The organism is Arachidicoccus rhizosphaerae, assembly GCF_900107765.1.
GTDB lineage: Bacteria > Bacteroidota > Bacteroidia > Chitinophagales > Chitinophagaceae > Arachidicoccus > Arachidicoccus rhizosphaerae.
Map to the genome: position 1 here is coordinate 55,643 of NZ_FNQY01000017.1, position 24,158 is coordinate 79,800.

Consider the following 24,158-nt stretch of genomic DNA (forward strand, 5'->3'; position numbering starts at 1 on the left):
GCTTTGTTGGTGTAGTGTTAAACGCTTTAAATCAAAGCTTTACTGTTTTAAGGAAGGTTCCCCTGTAAATAGATGATCGCTGCCAGTATGGCCAGTCCGAAACTGATTAAAGTGCCAATCAGTACATATTCGGTCAGCTTGCGGTCCTTGGCCGCCTTAAGGTCTCCGAATCTGAAAATTGATTTGGCCGCCAAAAGGAAACCAACAGCTTCCATGTGTCCGTTTATAATGAAAATAAATACAAAAAGTCTTTCTAGGATGCCTATGTACGTGCCGGCATTTTTTAAAGAATCTGTTTCCAGCGCTGTATTGTAACTGGGCGTCCAGCCCGTAATCAGCTGCCGGATAATAATAGCCGCCGGGCGGGTCAGAAAGATTATTAATGTAAACAATACAATATGCCCGGGTGTCCATATTTGCTGTAGCAACAGGTGCAGGCTGTCCAGGGTTTTAGCCCAGGTGCCCTCAGGGGTGGCAGTGACCTGCCATAAAATACTAATCAGTATTATGCTGACCAGGTGAAAGCATTGGTCATACCAGAACCATCTGCGGATGGATCTGGCCGGATGGGCGTGCGCGGCTGGTAATAGCAAGGTTCTTTCTTTTTCGCTTTTTAACTGGTCAATAGCGCCATGCAGTAAGGTCAGCAGCAATGCGTAAGGCCAGAAATCCAGACGGGCAATCAACAAAAAAGCCAGTAGTCCGTGAAGGATAATATGGTACCAGAATACCGGAGATTTGTAGCCTTGCTTTGATTTTTGTCTGGCCCAGCTGGTGGGCTGCAACACAAAATCACCAAGCAGATGGGCCAGTAGCAGCAGTACGAAGGTCAGCAGCAGGGCCGCATCCGGTGAGCTGGCCATATCCGGACTGCCGGTATTTAAAAAGGGAATGTTTAGGGTTTCCATAGGGTATTCATTTTTTCCTTGAATAACTGAATGGTCTGATCAAGTAGGTCAAAGCCGGATCTTTTAAGTCTTTGGCTGATGGCTGACTGGGCAATATTCAGTTGAGCTGCCATCTCTGTTTGGGATAACTCCGGATGGACCAGGCAGAGATCCACGATCTCGGCAGAGCCTTGAGACCAGTTGTCTGCCGTGACCAGAACCCACTGGAGCAACAGGTTCCAGTTTTTATCCCAGGCCTCATTTTCACTGGCAACGGCCAGGTGAATCCGCCGGTTTTTAATTTCATCGAGTTTACGACCGGATAGGATAAAAGCCGGACCGCCTGACTCGGTTAAGGGCGTTGTAAAAGGAGGCTGGCTGTTATCCTGAGCTTCTCCGGGACCTATTCCCATGGCGATTCTGATATGTGTATCCGCCTGGGCAATCAGTCTGGCTTTAATTAAAAAAGCCGCCGAAAGTGCGTCTTGAGGCACTGTAAGGCGCAACTGAAATTCATCACCCCGATAGACCTCCCAGTCTTTACCCTCCTGACCGTACAACTGCAGGGCAGATTTAAGGGCGGGTATCCATTTGGTTTTATCCTGATAAGAGGAACCTACAATATCTCCGGTTAAAACAGCTATCATGAAACAAATATAAGGTTATTTGCTTATACTAAAAAATATAAGCCAATTCAATTATAATTTTAAATATAATCAAATTGGCTTATAAATAGGGTTAGTGAAGCAGGCGAAGTTTTATCCGGCCACTCTTTTTTCTTCCAGCCATTTGCCACGGCCATAACCTTTATCGACATGTCTTTCGCTATGATAGGAAGAGCGAACAAGAGGGCCGCTTTCCACATAGTCAAATCCCAGTTCATAGCCGATTTCTCTGAGCTCTTTGAACTCATCAGGATGTACAAAACGAGCCACGGGCAGGTGTTTACTGGTGGGCTGCAGATATTGCCCGATGGTCACTACGTCCACCTGAACACCGGCCAGATCTTTTAAGGTTTCCACGATTTCCTCTTTGGTCTCACCAAGACCCAGCATGATACCGGATTTGGTTCTGGAACCACCTTCTTTTAAGATCCGCAGTGTGTCCAGACTTCTGCGGTATTTGGCCTGGATACGTACCTGGCGTGTCAGTCTCTCTACGGTTTCAATATTATGTGAGATGACTTCCGGGGCGGCGTCAATGACGCGCTGAATATTCTCTCTGTCTGCTTTAAAATCAGGAATCAGGGTTTCCAGGGTGGTCTCAGGGTTTAAAGCTTTAACAGCTTTAATGGTATTGTGCCAGATAATGGAACCGCCGTCTTTTAACTCATCCCTGTCAACACTGGTAATGACCGCATGTTTAACTTTCATCAGGCTGATCGCTTCTGCTACGCGCTGCGGCTCATCCCAGTCAACGGCTTCCGGTCTTCCGGTAGCCACAGCACAGAATCCGCAACTACGGGTACAGATATTGCCCAGGATCATAAAGGTCGCGGTGCCGGCTCCCCAGCACTCACCCATATTAGGACAGTTGCCGCTCTCACAAATGGTATGTAATTTATGCTGATCAACCAGGCCTCGTACGTGCTTGTATTCCTGCCCGATAGGCAGCTTAACACGTAACCAGTCTGGTTTTTTAACTCTTGGTTTATCGCTGATAACTGGTAATTCCTGCATTATTCATCTAAACTTATCCGTTGATAATCTTTGTGTCCATTTTATAAGGACAATACAGCGCGTCTACAGAAAGTACTTCTAAGCGACTGTTACTGCCTTAGGTTGCAAAAGTACATAATTATATATGAAGCGCCACAAGCTCACGGATGTTTAGGAAAATCTTCTTTAGGCGTCATCAATTAAATAGAAATGGTATCGATGTATGTATAATTTATTGTATTTTAATTAATTAAGATGGTCTGTTGTTGGTTGTTTTCATGGAATATCCCTCTTTTAGCAGGATAAACAGGCTCCTTGGCGGCCAGCGGTTTACCTGAGGATAGGGGCTGCGTCAAAAATTAAGTGCTTTTCAACATCTGATGCGCAGCATGTTAAAAGTAACTACATTTGTTTGGGTAGTTTTTTGACTTCCACTTAAAACAACCTATGTTACTAACTACAAAACAGATATCTAAAAATAAAATTATAGAAGATGACCACAGAAATCGTTTATCAGGGAGAATTGAGGTGTAAAGCGACACACGAAAGGAGTAAAACGGTAATCGCTACGGATGCACCCGTGGATAATAAAGGCAAAGGAGCAGCGTTTTCTCCTTCTGATCTGCTGGCCGTAGCACTTGGAACCTGCATCATTACCACCATCGGTATTAAAACCGATGACTGGGACAGCTCTTTTGAGGGCACCCGACTGGAAGTTACCAAGATCATGAGTCAGGATCCCCGCAGAGTAGGGCAGCTGGATGTGGATATTTATCCACCCGTGGGTATCCAACTCGATGATAAACAACGGGAAATCGTCCAGCGGATTGCGCATACCTGTCCTGTAGCGAAGAGTCTGCATGCAGATTTAGTGCAAAATATTAATTTTCACTGGTAGGGTGATTTCTACCGGTAAAGCTACCATGAGCTAACTATCCGCTTTATTTGGGCGGGACTACCGATAAAATCAGTAATTTTGCCACTTATATTATGAAGGCAAGAACGCTAAAGAAAGATAAAGTAAATATTATCACACTGGGATGTAGTAAAAATCTGGTGGATAGTGAAGTGCTCAGTGGTCAGTTAAAGGCCAATGATATTGATGTGGCCCATGAAAATGAGGTGCTGGATCATAACGTCGTGGTGGTCAATACCTGCGGATTTATTGATAAGGCCAAGGAAGAGAGTATTCAGACTATTTTGGAACAGGTTGAGCTTAAAAGACAGGGGGAACTGGATAAGGTCTATGTAACCGGTTGTTTAAGTGAAAGATACCGTCAGGATCTGGAATCAGAGATTCCTGAGGTAGACGCATGGTTTGGCACGATGGAGCTGCCTTTGATCTTAAAGAAATTTGAGGCGGATTATAAAGCCGAACTGTTAGGTGAACGCTTTTTAAGCACCCCTCAGCATTATGCCTATCTGAAAATCAGTGAAGGCTGTAACAGAACCTGTTCTTTTTGCGCCATTCCTTTGATGCGTGGCGGTCACGTTTCCAGGCCGATGGAGGATCTGGTAAAAGAGGCCGAAAGCCTGGTCAAAAGAGGGGTGAAGGAAATTATGCTGATTGCACAGGAGTTAACCTATTACGGGCTGGATATTTATAAGCGTCGGGCACTGGCTGAACTGCTGGATAAGCTGGCAGATGTTCCCGGCCTTGAATGGATTCGCTTACATTACGCCTATCCCAATAAATTCCCGATGGAAGTATTGGAGGTCATGCGCCGCCGGCCGAATATCTGCAATTATCTGGATATGCCTTTACAGCATGCCTCAGATCCGATGTTAAAGGCTATGAAAAGGCAGAGTACACAAAAGGAAATGCAGGAACTGATTGATCAGATTAGGGCTACTAACCCCGGTATCTGCCTTAGAACAACGCTGATTACGGGTTTTCCCGGAGAAACCCGGGAAGATGTAGAAGATCTGAAAGCATTTTTGATTAAAAACAGGTTTGACAGGGTAGGTATTTTCCAGTACAGTCATGAGGAAAATACCAGTGCCTATGAACTGAAAGATAATATCCCCGCCGCTGAAAAACAGCGCCGCGCAGAAGAAATCATGGAAGTGCAACAAGAGATTTCTCTTGAAAAAAATATGGAAAAGATCGGTCAGACCCTTCGGGTGCTGATTGATAAAAAAGAAGCCGGCCGCTATTTGGGCCGTACCGAATTTGATAGCGTGGAAGTCGATAATGAAGTGGTTGTTCAGTCTGACAGCGCGCTGTTACCCGGAGATTTTGTAATGGTGAAAATCACCAAGGCTTATGATTATGATTTGGAAGGAGTGGTAGTCGCTGAATAAGACAAAGGCCGGCCGAGCCGGCAGTGAGGGTTTTATTTGGAGCAGTGTAGTAAATTATAATGGTTATCGTTTTGTGGGTTATCTGAAAAGAACCCTATAAAGCAGTCCGAAGCATGGCAGTAGATAATAAGGGTAAGATAGATATAGAAATTTCGAAGGATTTAAACCCGGAGGATTGTCCCCCCGGGACATATTTGAATATCGATTACGCTGAAACGAACTATTTTTCCAAAATTGCACTGGATTATATCCAGGGAGCTGAGACGCTCAGGCCTTTTTATGAACACTTACCCAATAAGGAAGGCCTGGAGGCTGCTATTCAGATCAAACAGCATTACCCCCGGGAAAACAGACAGGTACTGGTAGATAACCTGAGAGGTCATTATAATTACGGTCATGAAAAATCGGCGGCAAATGACGGTTTGCGCCCTGTATTGCCAGTGCAGGCTAAAGTGCAGCAAAATATAGAAGCACTTTTATCCAAAGATACTTTTGCCATAACAACCGCACACCAGCCCGTTATTTTTGGCGGACCTTTATATCTGATATATAAAATATTGCATGTTATACAGCTGGCTGAAAAACTAAACGACCAGTATCAGTCCGAGGGAAAATACTTTGTGCCTTTTTATTACATGGGCAGTGAAGATGCTGATCTGGAAGAAATCGGCCAGATGCAGGTAGACGGCAAATTGTATAAATGGGAAACCGCGCAATCCGGCCCGGTAGGCAGGATGCTGGTGGATAAGGCGTTGCTTGCGTTAATAGATGAATTGTACGGACAAATAGGTGTCCAGATCCACGGGCCTGCATTTATAAGGATTTTAAAAGACGCTTATCAGGAAGGCCGCACCATCCAGCAGGCGAGCTTTGCTTTTATTCATCAACTATTTGGTCACTACGGCCTGCTGATATTAATGCCGGACGACGGGGCACTCAAAAAAAACTTTGAAGCTGTCGTGGTTAAAGAATTAAAAGAGCATTTTTCTCATAAAGCCCTTGAAAATACAACTGTCGCCATTGAAAAGGCAGGGTATAAAGTACAGACACATGGCCGCCCCATTAATTTATTTTATCAGCCGGATCACGAGCGGCTGCGTATTATCGATGCAGGGGATCATTTTGAAATTGAAGGACGTACTGTCTTAAAATCATCTGCAGAACTCTTAAAGGAGGTAAAAGACCAACCGGCGCTCTTTAGCGGCAATGTCGTTCTCAGAGGGCCTTTTCAGGAAACCGTACTTCCGGATATTGCGTTTATAGGGGGTGGGGGAGAACTGGCCTATTGGCTGGAAATGAAAGGTGTATATGAAGCAGTGGGGGTTCCCTATCCGGTATTACTGCTGAGAAACTCATTTTTATTAATCAGCCCTGAGCAAAAAAAGGTGATGGATAAACTGGGGCTGAGTCCAAAGGATTTGTTTTTGCCCCTGCATAAGCTGCAGGACCTGCTGCTTGAGAACAGCGGCCAGGCAGTAGATCTGGAAAATGAATTGCATCGCTTACAGGTTATTTACGGCCAGTTGCAGCAAAAGGCAGCTGCAGTGGATCCCACGCTAAACGCGCATGTTGCCGCTCTTTATAAAGGGGCCCAGCATAAAGCGCAAAGGCTGCAGACCAAAATGAAATCCAGTCAGCGTAAAAAGCTAAAAACGGAAACCAGTCAGATACAATTGCTCAAACAGCATTTATTTCCGGGAGGCAGTCTGCAGGAAAGAACGGAAAATGTAGCGGGATTTTATAGCCGCTATGGCAGTTGTTTATTGGATATAATAAAAGAAGCCAGCGGTACAACTGAGCAACAATTCGGGATTATATACCTGCCTGAGACCGAGCGTCCGGATCCAAGGGATCTGGGAAGGATTAAGACTTCCGAAGTATAAGGGGTATCAGTGAATATGTATGGCACTGGTTAGTGATCCTTATTTTCTGTAATCAGTTCCAGCCACTGCTGATAGAGGTTTTTTAACCTCGTGATGACAGTGGGATCTTCCAGGATACCTTCGCTGTTGAATTTGCCTGCAATACCTCTTATATGAATAGACGTGTCGGCCGTAAAGCGACCGCCCAGTGTACGCACAATTAATTCCAGACTTTCTTTCGCTTTATCTCCGGAGGCTGCAGCGGTTATAAGTGCCATGGGCTTATTGGTTAAAACAGTCGTAGAAACCAGCCATTCCAGGGCATTTTTTAATATGCCCGGCAAACTGAATACATATTCCGGTGTACAGATAAGCACACCATCGGCCGCCTGAATTTTATCCCTTAGCTGCTGCACGACTGTCGGTATTCTTAAGTGATCGGCTTTGGGGACATTTTGTGGGTTGTCAGGATCTAATGAAAAGGTGGCAGGCTTACTTTCAAGGCCTGTTTCACTGTCTAATGTTGCCTGGATGTTATGGCTATTTGGGGCATTTTCTGAACTGGAAGCTTTTGTGTCGTTTCGGGGATTTTGATGATCCGTCTGGTCAGTAGCTGCTGAACCTGCCACCGGTGCCGGGTTTTCCTTATCCAGGTCCGGATCAAAATAAGGAAGTCCTGAAATCGGGAATACATCCCAGTGAACCTTTAGTTCTTCTAAGAAAACTTCCCCCTGATCAGCGTTGAGCTCCCTGGTATCTGATGGATTGGCTTTATTTTGCGCTTCCGATATTTTTGTTTCAGAGAGCTTTTTTAGGAATTTGACCAGCTTTTGGTTAGAGGAATGGTCTTTGGTAGAACCGATTAATGCCATTAATTGTATTTGCCGCATATGCTGATCTTTTTTGCGTGTTTGTCCGGGTTATTTAAATGCTTCAAAAGCACTGCTTTTGGCTAAGATACTATTTTTCTGTGTTCTGCAAAGTAAAGACAGGCTCTGTCAGTACGTCAAAATTGACGGAGTTGGCTATAAAACAGCGTTTATGTGCTTGCTGGTGCAAAAGGGTTGCCAAAGGCTGATCATCCGGGTTGGAAAGTCGCACTTCAGGTTGTAAAATGATCCGGGTAAATTTACCCGGTCGCAGCTGAACAGAACCGTTCGTGTTTTTCAGTACGCTTTCCGGTTCCATATAGCCAAGGGCATTATCCTTATAATCTAGTACAGTAATGCCGTTATCAGCACATAAGTGCAGGTACCACAACATATGGCAGGAGCTGAGGGCTGCGACCAGCATTTCTTCCGGATTATATTTGGTGGCGTCTCCTCTGTACGCCACATCAGAACTTCCCTGCAAGACCGCTTTGCCTTCAGCGTGAATCTCAAAGCTGCGTTCATAACTGGTATAAGAGTATGTTCCCTGACCCGCAGCCGTCAGCGGGTTGCCGGTCCATACCAGGTTCACGTTATAAATATGATCTTTGGATTTTGTCATTTAATATTGGATGTAGTTTATGCTTAAGATATTTTACTCCAAGCCGTTTTACCGGTTGACTGCACGAGAAAAGCTCTTAACGTGGCATGCGCAGGATTTTCCAGCTTTTCATCTGCTTCCACCAGATCTGCAGCCAGCTGTTTGGCTACCTTCAGGATCTCCGCATCTGCAACCAGATCTGCCAGTTTGAGGTTCAACGCCCCGCTCTGCCGTGTACCTTCTATATCTCCCGGGCCTCGCAGCTCCAGATCTTTTTCTGCTATTTTAAAGCCGTCATTGGTAGCACACATAATGCCTAATCTTTGTCTGGCCTCTTCTGATAGTTTAGCAGAACTCAGCAGTACGCAATAGCTTTTTTCCGCGCCGCGTCCGACTCTTCCTCTGAGCTGGTGCAGCTGGGATAGCCCGAACTTCTCGGCACTTTCAATGACCATAACAGATGCGTTGGGGACATTGACTCCCACTTCAATCACCGTGGTGGATACCATAATCTGGGTGTCACCCGTTACAAAGCGCTGCATATTCATCTGCTTTTGCTCTGCCGGCATTCTGCCATGCACCATGCTGATTTTATAGAGATGTTCCGGAAAATAACTTTTTACCTGTTCATAACCCTGCATCAGATCCTCATAACTGAGTTTCTCGCTTTCTTCAATGAGCGGATAAATAACATAAGCCTGGCGCCCTTTATCAATTTCTGAACGCATAAAGCGCATGACTTTTGCCCGGTAGATATCTGTTCTGTGAATAGTGGCTACCGGCTGACGGCCAGGTGGCAATTCATCAATAACACTATAATCCAAATCGCCATAAGCGGTCATAGCCAGGGTCCTGGGTATGGGGGTGGCGGTCATTACCAGGATATGAGGTGGTATTACGGACTTTTTCCAGAGTTTGGCTCTTTGGGCCACGCCAAAGCGGTGCTGCTCGTCGACGATGGCAATGCCCAGATTATTAAAAACGACTTTATCTTCAATAACCGCATGGGTGCCGATGACCATATGGATGCTGCCCTGTTCCAGACCTGCCAGTATTTCCCGACGCTGTTTGGCTTTAGTGGAACCCGTCAGTAGCCTGAGTTCAATGGGTAGATCTTTTAGTAGTTCCACCAGCCCGTTATAATGCTGAGTGGCCAGGATTTCTGTAGGTGCCATCAGGCAACTCTGAAATCCATTATCGGCAGCCATGAGCATGGTCAGAAGCGCGACAATGGTCTTGCCGCTTCCAACGTCTCCCTGCAATAACCGGTTCATCTGATGACCATGGGCGGTATCCTGACGAATTTCCTTAAGGACTCTTTTTTGAGCACCGGTAAGTGCAAAGGGCAGGTATTTTTTATAGAAGGTGTTGAACAGCTCACCTACTTTGTCAAATAATATGCCGCGGGCATGACGGTTACGTCTGACCCTGATTAAGTTGAGTCTTACCTGGGCAATAAATAGCTCCTCAAATTTAAGGCGCCGAAGCGCCTGTTTATAGGCCGCTTCATCCGGAGGAAAATGAATATGACAAAAGGCCTGGAAACGGCTGATTAACTGAAGTTTTTCCGAGATGAGCTGAGGGATGTTTTCCGGAATATCTTTTTCTGAGAGCTGACCGATTAAGGCCTGCGTAAGCTTGCCGATCTGACGGCCTCCCAGCCCCCTGGATTTTAGTTTTTCAGTAGTGGGGTAAACGGGCTCCAGAAAGTCCTTGGCGCTTGCATTCATGCTTTCAACGGACTCTAGTTCCGGATGTGACATCTGTGGCTTGCCATTAAAGAAGCTGACCTTGCCATAAATCATCCAAAGTGCTGTTTTCTCCAGTAATTTAGCGACCCAGTTTGCTCCCTGAAACCAAACCAGCTCAATGACTCCGGTGCCGTCTCTGAACTCAGCCACCAGTCTTTTGGAACGGCCCTGTCCGATCAGCTCATGAAAAGTAATCTTACCTTTTAGCTGTACAAAATCCGTAGCAGGAGTGATCTGCTGAATGGTATTGATATGGGTGCGGTCAATATGTCGCAAAGGAAAATGATAGAGCAAATCCTCAAAATGATGGATGCCCAGATCTTTACGCAGCATGTCTCCCTTAAGGGGGCCTACCCCCTTAAGGTATTCGATCGGATTTTGCAATGTAGCGCTGCTTGTCGTCATAAGAACCGTATGCGATTGAGTGCCCACAAAATAAATAAATTATGCGCAAAATCTTGGTTTTGATGGTATAAATAGCTGACCGGGCTAATGGTTTTTTGTAATATAGCTAACAAGTGTTATTTTTGTTTATCATTCTGATTCATCCTGGTTAAAAAACTCATTTGAAAGGGATCGGAGCAGGAGTTAAAATAAATTATTCGCGTTATCATTTACTATGACAAATCAAATTAATACCGCCGCCGGTGGTCTGCAAACTTCAGCAGGGGACGCTGCTGACAGAACTGTATATATTGTCAGTGCCACCAGGACGCCGATGGGTAGTTTCGGTGGTGTCTTAAAAGACGTACCTGCAACCGATCTAGGAAGTATTGTTATTAAGGCAGCTATTGAAAAGGCAGGCCTTCAGGCTGCCGATATCCAGGAAGTATTTATGGGACAGGTGTTGCAGGCAGGCTCCGGTCAGGCACCTGCCAGGCAGGCCGCCTTAAAAGCAGGGCTGTCTAGTCAGGTCGTATGTTCTACCATTAATAAGGTCTGCGCCAGTGGCATGAAAGCGGTGATGCTGGCCGCACAGGCCATCCGGGCGGGGGATCTGGATATTGCTGTGGCAGGTGGTATGGAAAACATGAGTCAGGTTCCTTTTTATCTGAAAAGCCATCGCTGGGGTTTTAAATACGGTACGGATCAGCTACTGGACGGACTAGCTCATGACGGTTTAACGGATGCTTACTCCGGGCAGGCCATGGGGATGGCTGCAGAGCTATGCGCGGCTGAGTGTCAGATAAGCAGAGAAATGCAGGACAGCTTTGCTATACAGAGTTATAAACGTAGTCAGCTCGCCTGGCAAAGCGGTGCTTTTATTCCGGAAATAACGCCGGTATTCATTCCTGCTAAAAAAGGTGAACCGGTTGAGGTGAATAAAGATGAAGAACCTTTTAAAGTAATTTTTGATAAAATTAGTCAGTTAAAACCTGCTTTTAAAAAGGATGGCACCGTAACTCCGGCCAATGCTTCCACCATGAATGACGGCGCTGCGGCCCTGGTGTTAATGAGTAAAAGAGAAGCGGATAAAAGAGCCATAAAGCCGCTGGCCATTATCCGCAGTTATGCGGATCAGGCACAGGCTCCGGAGTGGTTTACCACTAGTCCCGCCCTGGCTGTACCGGTGGCTGTTCAAAAAGCAGGTCTTCAGCTCTCCGATATTCAATATTTTGAACTCAATGAAGCATTTTCCGTAGTCGGTATTGCCAATACTGAGAAGCTGGGTATTAGTAGTGAACAGGTAAATGTAAACGGCGGGGCCGTATCTCTTGGGCATCCGCTCGGATGCAGCGGGGCCCGGATCTTAGTTACACTGATTGGTGTGCTGCAACAGCAAAAGGCCAGGTATGGCGCCGCAGGTATCTGTAACGGTGGCGGCGGCGCAAGTGCCATGGTTATTGAAAGGCCAGGTGCCTGATACAGCGCCCGCCTGCCAGAAGTGTGCTGTTACATACTATTGATTCATAGTTGTTTCCGTTAAGATTTTGCGTTAATTTTTAATAATTGGTTCCCGGCACCTTAAAAGTGCCGGGTATTTTTTTGTGAAAAGGCTGCTGTATGGTGTTTTTGACAATTTTCTGCTATTTTTTACTTTTTTAGACTCTTAACAGGGGAGATTTTGTTGTAATAATGTCAATGGTGGAGCTGAACTGTTTAATTAAGTTTATATTTACGCCAGGATATATTGCTGGAATTATTATAGAGAAACAATCCATCAATAAGAGGCCTGACATTTTTTTAATATTAAGGCTTACTATTTATAAAGTGATTCGACAGGGAATATGAATGTAAAAAAGAAAAATATACAGATGGATACTAACACAGACATAGTTGCAAAAGTATCTATTACAAAATTACAGGTTAATATCAGCTATGGCAGACAGTTGGCAATAGCCTTTGGCGCTGCCTTGCTGTTTTTACTAGTTCTGGGCAATCATCATGCCTTTGGTCAGGATAAGGACACCCTGATAGCGCAGGATGGGAAGGTTTACACCGGCCATTATAATAAGCCGGTATTCGGTCACAGCAGTTTTACCATTAACGGCAAAAAACAGCCGCTGGATCCCAAAACCGCTCTGGCCTATAAACATGACGGCACCTGGTTTAAAAGTGTTCAGCTGGCGCCCAGTGCAGATCCCGTCTGGATGCAGATGCTGGAAAGAGGCGCCATTGAACTGTATCAGTATATAAGTTACGGAGCCGCCACCAGGGTCTCTCCCAGAAATATGCCGGAGAGTTATGTTGTCTGGCTGGCTAGTAAAAATAACGGACCATTACTGAATGTGAATGGCGTCATGTCCACAGAAATCAGGGCAAAAGAAAATCTGCATCGACTGCTGGCAGATCAGCCAGAGCTGGCAGCCGCCGTCCAGCGTGATCCTTTTAATACCAGGGTCATCCGGGAATTGATTGCAGCGTATAATCGCCAGGCCCTTGAAGGACAGGCGCATAACCAGGGGCAGTAAAGGAACCAAAGGGTTTCCCAAAAGGGAAGACCATACAATTCTATCATCATACAGTGAAAACTTAATGGAAATATTTGAAGTACATACTAAAAAACATAAACGTGAATTTTTAGAAGTGGGTGCCCGCATCGGCAGCCAGTTTCCCCATTATGTGCAGCCTTTGGACAAGGACATAGAAGACATATTTAACCCTGCCAAAAACAAATGCTACGGATTTGGCAAAGCCACCCGCTGGATTTTAAAAGATAAGGATAAAGTAGTAGGAAGAATCGCTGCCTTTATTAATCATCAATATAAAAATTACGGCACGGAGTATCCGACAGGAGGTGTAGGTTTTTTTGAATGCATTGATGATCAAAAAGCGGCCGATATGCTTTTTGATCAGGCGGCCGGCTGGCTCAAGACCAGAGGCATGGACGCCATGGACGGCCCCATAAATTTCGGGGACCGGGAAAGGTTCTGGGGATTGATGATTGAGGGCTTTGATGATGAACCGATTTATGGCATGAGCTTTAACCCGCCTTATTATCAACGGCTGTTTGAAAATTACGGGTTTCGTAATTTTTATAATCAGTACTATTTTGCCATGAAAATCACCGATCAGGTACCGGAAAAATATAGAGAGCGTCATGCCCGGTTTAAAAACAAGAAAGAGTATACGGCCCGACATATAGATCTGAATCAAATTGAGAAGCATGCCGAAGATTTTGCGACCGTATATAACCAGGCATGGTCTCAGCATCATGAAGCCAAGACCATTACCAAGGAAGATATGATCCGCAATTTTAATGAGATGAAGCCCATTATTGATCAGGATATCATCTGGTTTGCCTATTATAAGGATGAGCCGATCGCCATGTGGATAAATATTCCGGATTTAAATGAATATTTTAAACACTTTAAAGGCAGGTTTGGACTCCTGGAAAAACTACGGTTTGTCATGATGAAGCGTAAAGGCGTCTGCCAGCGATTTACTGGTATAGCCTTTGGTGTAGTGCCAAAATATCAGGCTTTGGGCGTAGATGCTTTCATGATTACAGAAGGGGCTCGCCATATCCAGCAGAAGCGCTCTTACGAGAAATATGAGATGGGTTGGACCGGAGACTGGAATCCCAGGATGATGAATATCTATAAAGGGCTGGGAGGCACACTTTCCAGAACCCTGGTGACTTACCGATATATATTTGATGAACGTCATGAATTTGCGCGTCATCCGGTAATTGACTATAATACTATTTTAGAAGAAAAGGAGAAATACAAAGAAAAACAGCAACAGACACAGGTAGATACGGCGCCCTTGACGCAGCCAGGAGCTGGTTCGGCCGTTTCTTTGCCAGACGATAATAATAGTGCCCCTGAGAGTATTCACTAGGGGTATCCAATAAATCTATCAAATCATTAAAAACAAAAAGATATTCTATGCCCGCAACGCGTGTATTACAAAAGAAAAAAACAATTGCCCTGGTGGCACATGATCATAAAAAGGACGATCTGATTGCCTGGATCAGACAAAATAAAGAGAAACTGACCCCTCATCAACTGGTAGCGACCGGAACGACCGGTAAACTGATTGAAGGACATTTAGGGGTGGAAGTGCATAAAGTGCTTAGCGGCCCTCTGGGCGGGGATCAGCAAATAGGAGCCATGATTGCCGCAGGAGATATTGATATGGTAATATTCTTTTGGGACCCAATGGAAGCCCAGCCACATGATAGTGATGTTAAGGCTTTACTTCGATTAGGTGTGGTCTGGAATATCCCTATGGCCTGTTGTCCTGCCACCGCTGATTTTGTGATTTCTTCCGCCTACATGGACAGCACATATGAGTGCCAGCAAACCGATTATACGCCCTATTTAAAAAGGCCTATTAAGCCCTAACTGTAGTTTTTACATCCTATGATCAGTATTGGACTTTTATCAGACACGCATAGCCATCTGCCAGAAGCTGTATTCCGTCATTTTGAAAAAGTGGATGAAATATGGCATGCCGGAGATGTTGGAGATGTATCTGTTTTAGAGCAACTTCGGGCATTTAAACCTTTACGAGGAGTTTATGGCAATATTGACGGCCCACCGGTAAAGGCCTTTTTCCCCTTGGATAATATATTTACAGTGGAAGGAGTAAAAGTATTAATGCGTCATATCGGGGGGTATCCCGGGCGCTATGCACCCGGTGTGCGTGATTTGATTAAAGAACAAAAGCCGCGACTGTTTATTAGCGGTCATTCTCATATTCTTAAAGTTATGTATGATGAAAAGCTTCAATGTCTGCATATGAATCCAGGGGCTGCCGGAAAACAGGGCTGGCATCAGGTGCAGACATTGCTTAAATTTTCAATTAATGGAGATCAGATTTTAGACTGTCAGGTGATAGAACTGGGCAATCGCTAAATTTTCAGGTGTTTTAAATTGTCATGAAAGCGTCAAGTTTTCCTCATCAAATCGTTAAAGGGGGAGCAACTTGCAGTTAATAGTTTACTTTTGAAACTGGCAAGTATTTTTATAGTAATTGCCTGCCGGATATTATTATATCCATTTTTTAAATATGTAAATTTTACCGAATCGTCATGACAGAAAATACAAATCTATCTCCAGTGAATCAACATATAGATGCTATTGAAAATCAATCCAATACTCATGTAAGTGATTGTAAAAATTCTGAACAGGAAAAAGAGTTACACGCCCTTTGCAAGCCAAGGCTCAGAGCCATTCATGATACCATGGATTTACTCAGTGGTAAATGGAAAGTTGCCATTATCGGCTATCTGCACACCATGGGCAAATGTCGCTTTATGCAGTTACAGCGTAATATTGAGGGCATCGGAGCCAAAATGTTATCCAAAGAACTCAAAGATCTGGAAATTAATGAGCTGGTGACAAGGACCGTGCTGCATACACGTCCCGTGACAGTTGAATATGAACTCACCGATTACGGGAAGACGCTGCAAAATATTATCAACGAACTGTGCAGCTGGGGTTTTAAGCACAGAGAGCGTATCTTAAAGCGCCAGACGGAGTGTACCTGTGGTGAAAATCCTGAACTGGGCTGTGAGGCCCACCAGCATGAACGGCAGCAGCAAAAAACTGCGACGCCTAACAGTAGTAATATAGCAGCCGTTACCAGTGTAGAGCAGGCAGTGGCTAAAAAGGCAGTATAAGAATAATTACTGATAATGAGCGGACTTGAGGTCCCCATAGCTTATCTGTAATTTTAAGCGAAAGCCCCAATCGTTAAACTATACGATTGGGGCTTTTGCTTAAATTAGTGAGCTGGTGGAGGCGCAATACTGCGACCAAGCTCCCGAAGCCGTGCGCCAGCTTTCAGCAGGGTCTCATCCTTTTTGGCGAAACAAAAGCGGATGAGCTGATGGTCTCCGAAATTTTCTGTCAGGGCTGATAAAGGAATACTGGTTACACCGGCCTCCTTATTGAGCCAGACGGCAAAGTCCTTTTCAGGCAGATGGCTAAAACCGGCATAGCTATAGAGCTGAAAATAGCTGCCTTTTACAGGTAAGGGTTTTAAGGGGCTGTCTTTTAACGCGTCCTCAAGCAGATTCCTTTTGTTTTGCAGAAAGCCCGATAAGCGCTCGTAGGTATCCGGATCTTCCATGTAGTTTGCGATGGCAATCTGCACTGCAGAGAATGTGCTAAAGGCATTGTTCTGGTGAACTTTTCTGATTTCTGTTGTAAGGGCTTTATCTGCAATGATGTAACCTGTTTTCCAGCCGGTACAGTTAAACATCTTGCCAAATGAATGAACAGAGACCGTGCGGTCTCTGAGCAGTGGTTGCCCCAGGGGAGAATGGTGCTGCTGGTGGTCAAAAATGACGTGTTCATACACTTCGTCACACATCAGGATTATATCCGTGTCTTTTATCAGCTCATACAGCGCCAGGAGCTGCTCCCTGGTTACGGTGGACCCGGTTGGATTATGCGGCGTATTTAAGATGATCATCCTGGTCTTAGAAGAAATCTTGGATTGAAGCCGCTGCATGTCCAGGCTGAAATCCGGAAAATTCAGCGGCACTGAAACGGGGATGCCACCTACCGCCGTTACGGATGGCCGGTAACTATCATATGCCGGATCAAAATAAAGTACTTCCTCTCCCGGTCGTATAAAAGTCGCGATGACAGTAAATAATGCGATGGTTGCACCGGGGGTAATCGTAATTTCTGTTTCCGGGTCAAAGAACTGTCCATGTTCTTTAAGTGTTTTCTCAGAGAGCCTTTCTCTTAATATCATATATCCGCTGGAAGGGGCATATTGATTATAGCCTTCTTCCATGGCTTTGGTCACGCCCTTAATTAATAAGGGATCCATCGGATAATCTGCAAAGCCTTGTCCCAGATTAATGGCCTTGTGTTGAATGGCCAGTTGTGACATTTCTGTAAAAATACTGGTGGGCGTATCAGGAAACTTGGATTGAAAAGATATCATAGTCTTTCTTTTTTAAAATTATCGGGTTGCAAAGGGCAAGGCTGAGATCCGGCTAACGGGTTATGCATCACGATTTGTGTTAGATACATCTATTGCCAGTTGCAATGGCTGCTTCATTGCATTATAAATTAGACGGCCCCGAGTGCTAAAGATAACTTTATTTGCAAATTACAGAAAGGTCGCCTAAGAAACCAAAAAATTCCCGGAGGCGACCTTGTTTTTATTTTTTGTTCTGGCAGTTCATTTTTTCGGAATGAACCCCATGGGCTTGTTTTAATTTTTATCAAACCAGAGTTTGGTAAAAAGATCATCGGTGCCCTGCTCGGCAACTGCTGCTTTATAGGCTTTACCGTTAAGCGTTTGTTCGGTGGAGGGGTAAATAAAGCGAACCGGAATGTCATCACCATACTTGCCCGAAACTGCTGCTGTGAGTTGTGGGTAATCCAGTCTTCTCCACTCAGCGAAAGCTTCCAGTCCCTCTCCAAATAAGGATATCCATTTTTGATTGCCGATGGATTTTTTAAAGTTGCTGGCGTCATATTTAACGGAGGCCTGGTTGAGGTAACTGCTAATCTGAGACGCGTCCGTGATGCCATACTGGTTCAAAGAAGCCGTGATAGCCGATTGATAAAGTGCGGCTGCATCCTCGCTACTCAGATTTCTTGCTGCAGCTTCAGCTCTTAAAAAAAGGACTTCACTGTAGGTCTGTAAGATGGCGGGTGCTGTGTCCTGCAGAAAATAGCTACCCGGTTTGGAGGTGTTGGCCAGTCCAAGGCTGTTGGCATCCGAAGTGGTAAGACCATTGGGGACACCGACGTATTTCGTGATTGCGTTATTATCAGGAAGGCTGGCAAATACCGGCAACCTGGGGTCGTTCAGGCTATAGAGCTGGTCTACAACAGTCTTGGAAATGCGGTAGTCATTTCGGGTAGAGAAATTGGCGGCTACCGGATTCCAGTTGGGAGAAGCCTTGTATACGAACTGCGCATTCTGGCTATTGGATGCAATTAATTCGCCTGAAGAAAGGACCTGCTGAACGGTGGCTTTAGCAAGCGTAGGATCAGCATCTGCGATTCTTAGAGCGATGCGCAGTTTCAGGCTGTTGGCAAATTTTCTCCAGTCGCTGATGTTATTGCCATAAATCAAATCTCCTTCAATGGCTGTACCATTGGGGTCGAGTTGTGTTAGGGCGGTGTCCAGCTCGTTGAGAATACCGCTATATACTTCTTGCTGGCTGTCATAGGAAGCCAGAGAAGATGTTTCAATCTGACCGGCCTCACTATAAGGTACAGCGCCGAATGCATCGGTTAATAGCTGAAAGTTCCAGGCTCTGAGAACGTGTCCCACACCAACATAGTTATTATTTTGTTGTTTAACCCCTAACTGCATCATCACTTTAATGTCGGTTAAGGTACTGGAATATGTGGTTGTCCAGAGCGTGGAGAAACTGGAACCGTTAAATATATAACGATCAGGATCTGTGTACTGAATCATGGCCCACTGCTGGGTAATCAGCTGACTGGATGCGAAATTGCTGGATTGGCCCCAATAAACGTCGGCTCCTGTCTTTTCAGCCGCGCCCAACAGGTAATCGGGTTGTGGGTTTTCTACAGCATTGGGGTTTTTATTGATTCTTACCAGCTCTTTTTTGCAGGAGCTGGCTGCCAGGACAAGTAGTCCGCTGATAAGTAAGGCACCCGGGCGAAGAAGTCTCTGGTATATTGAATATTTCATTTTTACGAGTTTAGAATTGAACAGTTAAATTAACGCCATAGCTTCTTGAGGTAGGCAGGGTCAGATCTTCGAGTCCCTGTGCATTACCTGTACTGAAGGCTGTTTCCGGATCGATGTTTGGCGCTTTTTTGTAAATAAAGAACAGGTTACGTCCAACGAGTGCTACACTGGCTCCCTGAATACCCATCCTGTTGAGCCAGGCTGCTGGGAGTTTATAACTCAGGTTGATTTCCCGGAACTTGACGTAACTGGCGTCATAAACATATTGCTCGTCTACAGAGGAGATGGTTTTGTAATATAAGGAAGCTGGTATGATCTGTGAATTAGCATCGCCGTCACTGGTATTGCCTTTGGCGATTATACCGTCATCATATAATTTTTCGCCATTGGGTGCACTGCCACTGGCTGCTACCGGTAATTGTTTTTTGTCATCACCGGGATAATAATAACTAATGCCGCCAAATTCAGCACCACGTCCAGGAAGGGTAGAGGCGAGTACGCCAGTATACTGGCCTGTAGAATTTGTTCCCGAATAAATAGAGCCGCCCACGCTGGCATCGATTAAAAATGTCAGTCCCCAGCTTTTGTAACGCAGGGTATTGGTGAAGCCACCGGTCCAGTCCGGCGTGAAATGACCAAGGTCTTTGAGCGAAGGATCCGTCTGTGGCAGGCCGCTGGCGCTGATGACTATTTGACCATTTGCATCCCGCTGATAGGCCGTGCCAATGATAGTGCCATAAGTCTTACCTACAGCAGCGACCACCTGTACTGTTCCATCTGTTCCCAGTGTATAGTTTTCCAATTCTCCCTGGTCATCCAGGTATTTGACTTCGCTTTTATTCAGGGCGAAATTAAGACCGAAATCCCAGCTCAGGTTTTGCTGTCTGACAGGAGTAACACCCAAAGCAATTTCAAGTCCTTTGTTATTGATTTTACCTGCGTTAAGCAGTTGCTGGGTATATCCGGAAGTTGGTGTAATGTCGACTTTCAGAATCTGATTGAAACTGTTGGTATTATACAGGCTGATACCCAGAGTCGTCCTGCTGTGAAAGAAACCAAGATCCAGGCCCAGCTCAGTGGAGGTGGTGGATTCACTGCGGATATTTGAATTCATCTGAATGCCAGAAGTGGATAGCAGCGGATTAGACCCAAAAAGTGAAAATCCGTAGGTATTATATAACTGGTAAGGGTCGGTATCCGCTCCGACTTTTGCCCAGCCGCCTCTTATTTTACCATAACTTAAGGTATTGCTGCTGATTTTTAATAAATCGGTAAATACCAGGGTTCCGTTGATGGATGGGTAAAAGTAGGAAAGGTTGTCAGAAGGCAGGGTGCTGGACCAGTCATTTCTCGCAGTAGCATTGATAAAGGCGTAGTTGCGGAATCCTATCTGGGCGGAGCCATATAAGCTGTATACCTTCAGATGACTGTAATAATTGCTGGAAACCAGGGGGTCTCTGGAGTTGTCCAGGGTATAAATACCACCAACGGCTAATCTGGGAGCCTTCTGGTCATTCTCTTCATAGGTTTTATTACGGATATTGCCACCGGCCAGAATATTTACAGAGAAATCGCTATTGAGTTGGTGATCATAGTTTAAAGTAGCTTCCGTGTTGTTTTCATTGAGACTATAGGCAATTTCCTCATAAGAGCCGTAAGGAGTGCCACTGGTGCCGTAGGCAATCTTAAGTTTTCTGCGGTCATTATAATAATCCGTTCCGCTGTGGAAATGCGCTGTCAGTCCCTGTGTGATCTCGTAGGTAAGCCCGATGTCGCCGATCAGACGGTCTCTTCTCTGTTCTACTGTATTTTCATAGGCCCCGAAATATGGATTAGGGTAATAGGCGTTATTCCAGTTGTCAGGGCTACCGGTGGTAAAATAACTATCCTTTAAAGATTGCATATCCACTTGTCTTCCAAACCAGGTAAACTGCAACATGGTACTGGTAGCGCGCTTACCTCCAACTCCCGGAAGATTGGGTGCAGCCGTTATTAAGTAGTTGGCAACAGCAGACAGGCTTAATTTATCGGTGATTTTGAAATTAGTGTTCAGGGATATATTCCTTTTATTAAGTTTGGAATTGGGAATAACACCCGTCTGGTGTCCGTCATTAAAGCCCAGTCGGTAACTGAATTTATCACCGGCATCCGCAATTGAAATGCTGTTATTGGTAGAAAAACCGGTCTTGAAAAAATCTTTAACATTGTCCGGGTGTGCGACAAACGGTACTGCTTCGCCGTTGGAGCCAAATTGCGGAATCAACTGGCCTTCCATTCTGGGTCCCCAGCTCTCATCCACATTGTCATTCAGACCTCCGCCGTTGCCATCTACATAACTAAATTCCCCATTACCTCCCTGACCGAATACATTCTGGTAATCAGGTAGGCTTAACAAGCTACTGAAAGTGTTATTGGAGTTAAGGGTAATGCCCAGGCCTTTTCTTTTCTTTCCGGCTTTTGTTTTAATGAGGATGACGCCGTGTGCCGCGCGGCTACCATAAAGAGCGGCTGCATTCGGCCCTTTTAATACACTGACAGATTCTATATCCTCAGAATTTAAATCGGCAATGGCATTGGAATAGTCCCTGGAACCACCGGCACCTAACTGTGAGTTGTCCACAGGAACGCCATCTACGATAAATAAGGGTTGGTTATCCCCTGCAATGGAAGTCTCTCCCCGGATAATAATTCTGGAGGAGCCCATGTCGCCCTGTGAATTTGTAACGCGAACCCCTGCAATTTTACCGGAAAGATCATTCACCAGATTGGGTGTCTGGGTTGTATTGAGTTGCTCTGATTTTAGTTCCTGTACGGCGTAACCTAGAGACTTTTTTTCTTTGGAGATACCTAGTGCTGTCACGACGACTTCACTGAGCTCACCTGCCGCCTGATGCAAGGTTACTTTTATTGGCGTATTTAAGCTAGAAATAACCAATTGTGTGGACTCATATCCGATATAAGTAAAACTGAGTGTATCACCTACATTGGCATCCAGATTAAAATTACCCAGATTAGTAGAGAGGGTGGCTTTACCGCCTAAAACCCGGATACTGACTCCGGAGAGAGGCTGACCGGTCTCTGACTGGACGGTTCCCTGGATGGGCTGTTTAAGCTGCGCCTGCAAATGCAGACCAATCAGTATCAGCAACAGGGTAAATACATAACGATGTTTCATCTGATGATAGTTTATGATATTTAATGGAAAATTTGGTTTCTTTTGAATAGAAGAATGCTGCAACCTGCTGATTAAAGCTGTATTCTTCTTGTAAATTTTTGAATGACAACTATATATAGTTGTCATTAGTGTGCAAAAGATCCCGTCAGGTTTGCCGGAAAATCGGTGGCTTATCCGTGGGATGATTGCCATTGAATGGCAACTAATAAATGTCTTTAATGCTGTAGGCTTGTAATAATCGGAGTACCGTTTGACCCCTGTCATTTACCAACAATATGCAGGATGCCCCATTTGCCTGCAAATAAATTTGCTTCAGTAATTGCCAGATTTTATTTGACTTACCAGGGTTTAATTACCCTGAGAAAATAAACCCATACTGCGTTGAAAATGAAAAAGGTAAACTCCTGCTTTCAGCTCCTATGTTAGCAACAACAATGATTTTTTATCATGCTAAGGATTAAGTGTACCTGTTTTTTCTTGTAGTTCTTCATTATCTCTATACTTGTAATGGTGTTAAGCCGATGCAAAGATAGGGCGGTTTTTTTAGTCTACAAATATAATAGACTAAAATTTAAAAATTAAATCAACTGCCTTACCTTTGAGCCGTCAAAGAGAACTTTGGCAGGATGTGTAATACTATAACAAGAAAGATCTCCAGGGAACGGGCTGTATTGTATAATGGAACGATTCTTTGACAGTTTCCTGAGCATTAATATTTTAACCATGAAAAAAATTAGCATTTTAGCTGTATTGACTCTTTTATTTGCCAGTGCCCATGCGCAGGTAGACGCCTTTAATTGGCGGGCTGTGATTCACCGGCCTGATGGTAATGGCATTGTTTTTAATCTGAGGACTGCCATAGAACATGATTCTCTCATATTTTATGTAGTCAACGGGAAAGAGCAAATGCGGGTGCCGGCAGTAGCGCAGAAAGGAGATTCTTTACTTATTGATATGCCTGTATTTGAGTCAGGCTTTAAATTTAAAGTTATCAATAAGGATAGTCTCAGTGGTATTTGGCACAGGGCTTCTGTCAGCAAAGAGATTGTGCTGCCTTTAACGGCTTCTGCACGTAACCCCGAGCGTTTTTTACCGGTCCATGGTGCACCGCTAACGAATCTGGAAGGTAAATGGCAGGTTAATTATAAAGATGCCGCCGGGGAAGTTTCTCCTGCCATATTTACTTTCCACCAAAATGATAACCTTATAACGGGGTCCGTACTGACGCCTTTTGGAGATGATAGGTATCTGGAAGGGATCTTGACTGGTGATTCCTTATATTTTTCTGGTTTTGACGGTATCCATAGTTTGCTGCTTAAGGCTAAAATAAACGGCGATTCATTAACCGGTCTTCAGTTTAGTGGTGCCACTAGTAAGGAAGAATTTACGGCCTATAAAACGGATAATCCAACCTTGCCCAATGAAGCTGCTATGTTTTTAAAACCGGGAGAAAGCGGTCATTTAAATTTTACTTTTAAGGATTTAAATGGCAAGGATGTTTCCATTAACGATCCCCGATTTAAGAATAAAGTGGTGATTATTGATCTAATGGGCTCTTGGTGTCCTAATTGTATGGATGAGACAGCTTTTTTAAGTCAGTATTATAATGCAAATAAGGATAAAGGAGTGGAGGTAATCAGTCTGGCTTATGAACTGACAACGGATTTTGAAAGATCTAAAAAGAGTCTGATGAAGTTCCAAAAGGCTTATGATATACAATATCCTGTATTAATAACCGGGGTGACAGTAACTGATAAAGACAGAACTAGTAAAACCCTGCCGCAATTTACGGATATTAAAATGTTCCCCACTACTATTATCCTGGATAAAACAGGTAAGGTAGTAAAAATAGATACTGGGTTTCAGGGGCCTGGAACCGGTTCTTACTATACGAATTATGTCAAAGAGTTTAATGAGCTGATGAACAAATTATTAGCGGAATAAAAAATTATTTCCCGGAAAATTTT

General features: G+C 44.6%; 19 protein-coding genes. 10 read left to right on the forward strand and 9 right to left on the reverse strand.

The features are described from left to right. Positions 1 to 47 precede the first annotated feature (47 nt). The 3 genes from BLU80_RS13795 to lipA form a co-directional block, all read right to left on the reverse strand. Positions 48 to 908: a DUF3307 domain-containing protein gene (locus BLU80_RS13795; protein WP_211481854.1), complete on the reverse strand. Its 861-nt coding sequence runs from the start codon at positions 906 to 908 to the stop codon at positions 48 to 50. Beyond that, complete coding sequence (locus BLU80_RS13800; RefSeq protein WP_091399632.1) at positions 896 to 1,534, reverse strand: SatD family protein; 639 nt, start codon at positions 1,532 to 1,534, stop codon at positions 896 to 898. The genes BLU80_RS13795 and BLU80_RS13800 overlap by 13 nt, the downstream gene beginning before the upstream one ends. Positions 1,535 to 1,645: 111 nt before the next feature. Further along, positions 1,646 to 2,566 (reverse strand): lipoyl synthase, encoded by a 921-nt coding sequence (gene lipA, locus BLU80_RS13805; RefSeq protein ID WP_091399634.1) that lies wholly within the window; start codon positions 2,564 to 2,566, stop codon positions 1,646 to 1,648. A 472-nt stretch (positions 2,567 to 3,038) separates the two neighbouring features. Here lipA and BLU80_RS13810 point away from each other — a divergent pair, with 472 nt between their 5' ends. From BLU80_RS13810 to bshC, 3 genes are all read left to right on the forward strand, one after another. Continuing rightward, positions 3,039 to 3,443, forward strand: a complete 405-nt coding sequence (locus BLU80_RS13810) for an OsmC family protein (protein ID WP_091399635.1) — start codon at positions 3,039 to 3,041, stop codon at positions 3,441 to 3,443. A 92-nt stretch (positions 3,444 to 3,535) separates the two neighbouring features. After that, positions 3,536 to 4,849 carry a 30S ribosomal protein S12 methylthiotransferase RimO gene (rimO, locus tag BLU80_RS13815; RefSeq protein WP_091399701.1) on the forward strand — a complete coding sequence of 438 codons (1,314 nt, stop codon included), beginning with the start codon at positions 3,536 to 3,538 and terminating at the stop codon, positions 4,847 to 4,849. Positions 4,850 to 4,962: 113 nt separating this feature from the next. Continuing rightward, on the forward strand, positions 4,963 to 6,732 hold the full coding sequence (gene bshC, locus BLU80_RS13820; protein ID WP_091399636.1) for a bacillithiol biosynthesis cysteine-adding enzyme BshC: 1,770 nt from the start codon (positions 4,963 to 4,965) through the stop codon (positions 6,730 to 6,732). 29 nt (positions 6,733 to 6,761) lie between these two features. On the opposite strand, the gene BLU80_RS13825 is transcribed toward bshC, so the two are convergent. From BLU80_RS13825 to recG, 3 genes are all read right to left on the reverse strand, one after another. Further along, on the reverse strand, positions 6,762 to 7,601 hold the full coding sequence (locus BLU80_RS13825; RefSeq protein ID WP_211481855.1) for an NADPH-dependent FMN reductase: 840 nt from the start codon (positions 7,599 to 7,601) through the stop codon (positions 6,762 to 6,764). Positions 7,602 to 7,671: 70 nt separating this feature from the next. Then, positions 7,672 to 8,202 carry an OsmC family protein gene (locus tag BLU80_RS13830; RefSeq protein WP_091399637.1) on the reverse strand — a complete coding sequence of 177 codons (531 nt, stop codon included), beginning with the start codon at positions 8,200 to 8,202 and terminating at the stop codon, positions 7,672 to 7,674. A gap of 23 nt (positions 8,203 to 8,225) precedes the next feature. Next, positions 8,226 to 10,337 (reverse strand): ATP-dependent DNA helicase RecG, encoded by a 2,112-nt coding sequence (recG, locus tag BLU80_RS13835; RefSeq protein ID WP_091399638.1) that lies wholly within the window; start codon positions 10,335 to 10,337, stop codon positions 8,226 to 8,228. 214 nt (positions 10,338 to 10,551) lie between these two features. Here recG and BLU80_RS13840 point away from each other — a divergent pair, with 214 nt between their 5' ends. The 6 genes from BLU80_RS13840 to BLU80_RS13865 all read left to right on the forward strand — a co-directional run bounded on the left by BLU80_RS13840 (position 10,552) and on the right by BLU80_RS13865 (position 16,002). Further along, a complete protein-coding gene (locus tag BLU80_RS13840) occupies positions 10,552 to 11,796 on the forward strand; it encodes an acetyl-CoA C-acyltransferase (protein WP_091399639.1) in 1,245 nt (414 codons plus the stop codon). Positions 11,797 to 12,187: 391 nt separating this feature from the next. Beyond that, entirely contained in the window at positions 12,188 to 12,844 is a 657-nt protein-coding gene (locus BLU80_RS13845) for a hypothetical protein (RefSeq protein WP_139188159.1), read from the forward strand. A gap of 64 nt (positions 12,845 to 12,908) precedes the next feature. Further along, entirely contained in the window at positions 12,909 to 14,216 is a 1,308-nt protein-coding gene (locus tag BLU80_RS13850; RefSeq protein ID WP_211481856.1) for a hypothetical protein, read from the forward strand. A 47-nt stretch (positions 14,217 to 14,263) separates the two neighbouring features. Continuing rightward, positions 14,264 to 14,722, forward strand: coding sequence for a methylglyoxal synthase (locus tag BLU80_RS13855; protein ID WP_091399641.1), 459 nt, complete (start codon positions 14,264 to 14,266; stop codon positions 14,720 to 14,722). 18 nt (positions 14,723 to 14,740) lie between these two features. Next, positions 14,741 to 15,235 carry a metallophosphoesterase family protein gene (locus tag BLU80_RS13860; RefSeq protein ID WP_091399642.1) on the forward strand — a complete coding sequence of 165 codons (495 nt, stop codon included), beginning with the start codon at positions 14,741 to 14,743 and terminating at the stop codon, positions 15,233 to 15,235. Between the two features lie 176 nt (positions 15,236 to 15,411). Then, positions 15,412 to 16,002 (forward strand): winged helix-turn-helix transcriptional regulator, encoded by a 591-nt coding sequence (locus BLU80_RS13865; RefSeq protein ID WP_091399643.1) that lies wholly within the window; start codon positions 15,412 to 15,414, stop codon positions 16,000 to 16,002. A 104-nt stretch (positions 16,003 to 16,106) separates the two neighbouring features. On the opposite strand, the gene BLU80_RS13870 is transcribed toward BLU80_RS13865, so the two are convergent. The 3 genes from BLU80_RS13870 to BLU80_RS13880 form a co-directional block, all read right to left on the reverse strand. After that, on the reverse strand, positions 16,107 to 17,282 hold the full coding sequence (locus BLU80_RS13870; protein ID WP_091399644.1) for a methionine aminotransferase: 1,176 nt from the start codon (positions 17,280 to 17,282) through the stop codon (positions 16,107 to 16,109). Between the two features lie 273 nt (positions 17,283 to 17,555). Next, entirely contained in the window at positions 17,556 to 19,016 is a 1,461-nt protein-coding gene (locus BLU80_RS13875) for a SusD/RagB family nutrient-binding outer membrane lipoprotein (RefSeq protein ID WP_091399645.1), read from the reverse strand. Between the two features lie 10 nt (positions 19,017 to 19,026). After that, positions 19,027 to 22,191, reverse strand: coding sequence for a SusC/RagA family TonB-linked outer membrane protein (locus BLU80_RS13880; protein ID WP_091399646.1), 3,165 nt, complete (start codon positions 22,189 to 22,191; stop codon positions 19,027 to 19,029). A 723-nt stretch (positions 22,192 to 22,914) separates the two neighbouring features. Here BLU80_RS13880 and BLU80_RS13885 point away from each other — a divergent pair. Beyond that, complete coding sequence (locus BLU80_RS13885; RefSeq protein ID WP_091399647.1) at positions 22,915 to 24,135, forward strand: peroxiredoxin family protein; 1,221 nt, start codon at positions 22,915 to 22,917, stop codon at positions 24,133 to 24,135. The last annotated feature ends 23 nt before the right edge of the window (positions 24,136 to 24,158 follow it).